This is a genomic window from Pseudokineococcus marinus, from assembly GCF_013004605.1.
Classification (GTDB): domain Bacteria; phylum Actinomycetota; class Actinomycetes; order Actinomycetales; family Quadrisphaeraceae; genus Pseudokineococcus; species Pseudokineococcus marinus.
The window spans coordinates 1-1,159 of record NZ_JABEMA010000550.1; the positions used below are offsets into that span (position 1 = coordinate 1).

The 1,159-nt window shown below is 77.2% G+C and carries 2 protein-coding genes; both read right to left on the reverse strand.

Annotated elements, in window-relative coordinates; all coding sequences use genetic code 11:
* Positions 1–333: FliO/MopB family protein (locus tag HLB09_RS17395; RefSeq protein ID WP_171204531.1), on the reverse strand; the 333-nt coding region annotated here is incomplete at its 3' end.
* 414 nt (positions 334–747) lie between these two features.
* A partial coding sequence (fliN, locus tag HLB09_RS17400; protein ID WP_171204532.1) for a flagellar motor switch protein FliN occupies positions 748–1,159 on the reverse strand: 412 nt, incomplete at its 5' end.

A 1,159-nucleotide genomic window follows, 5' to 3' on the forward strand; every position in this document is an offset into this window, starting at 1 on the left:
GGCCGGGCGGCTCGCCACGGCCCGGGGCCCGCGCGGCGCGGGCTGCGGAGCCGCCTCGACGGGCTGCGCGAGCAGCTCGTCGACCGGGCGGCTGGCCAGCACCTGCACCGAGGAGTCCGTGACGCCGAGCACGAGGCCCGTCCCTCCGACCTGCACCAGCGCGACGCTGGCGCGGTTGGTGAGCTGCTGGCGCGCCAGCACGGAGATGCTGCCGACGGCGGCGCGGGCGCGACCGCCCTGGCCGCGCAGCATCCCGCGGCGCACCATCCAGACGAGGCCGAGCACGGCCGCCAGCGAGGCGACCACTCTCAGCAGGAGACCGAGCGAGTCCATGCCTGGTTCCTCGGCACGTCCGGGCTGCGGGTTGAGCCGGTCGGGTGGTCCGCGCGCGGACGCCGAAGGTCGTCGCCCACCCCACCGGCGCGCCTCACGCGCGCGTCGTCGTGAGGTCCTCCGGCTGGAGGAGGCGCCACCTCCGCCGTCAGAGGACCTCCAGGGCTGGAGGAGGCGTCACCTTCGCCGTCGCGAGGCCCCCGGGGGTGAAGGAGGCGTCACCGTCACGTCCAGGAGGGTCCTTGGGGTGAAGGAGGCGTCACCTTCGCCGTCGCGGGCCCCTCGGGTAGAGGAGGCGTCACCTTCACCGTCAGGGAGCGTCCCCGGGGGCGTCACCTCCGCACCGCCCGGGGGTCCCCGGACGCGACGAGGCCCCGCCGCGACGTCGCGCGGCGGGGCCCCTGGGACGGTCGATCAGCTCTGCTCGCTCCCGAGGATCTCGGTGACGCGGAGGCCGAAGTCCTCGTCGACGACGACGACCTCGCCCCGGGCGACGACCCGGCCGTTGACGAGCAGGTCGGCCGGCGCGCCGGCGGCCCGGTCGAGCTCGACGACCCGGCCGGGGGCGAGGGTCAGCAGCTCGGCCACCGTCATGCGGGCCCGACCGATCTCGACCGACAGCACCATCTCGACGTCGCGGAGCAGGTGCAGGCCGGCGCTCGCGCCGACCGGGGCGCCCGGCGTGACGGCCGGGAGCTGCTCGCCCGTGGCGACGAGCGAGGCCCACGCCCGGGCGGTGCCGTCGGTGAGCAGCGGCACGACGGGCGCGGACGCGAGGTCCAGCTCGCCGGCCGTCGCCGTCCGCAGCGGGCCGAGGGCGACCGGC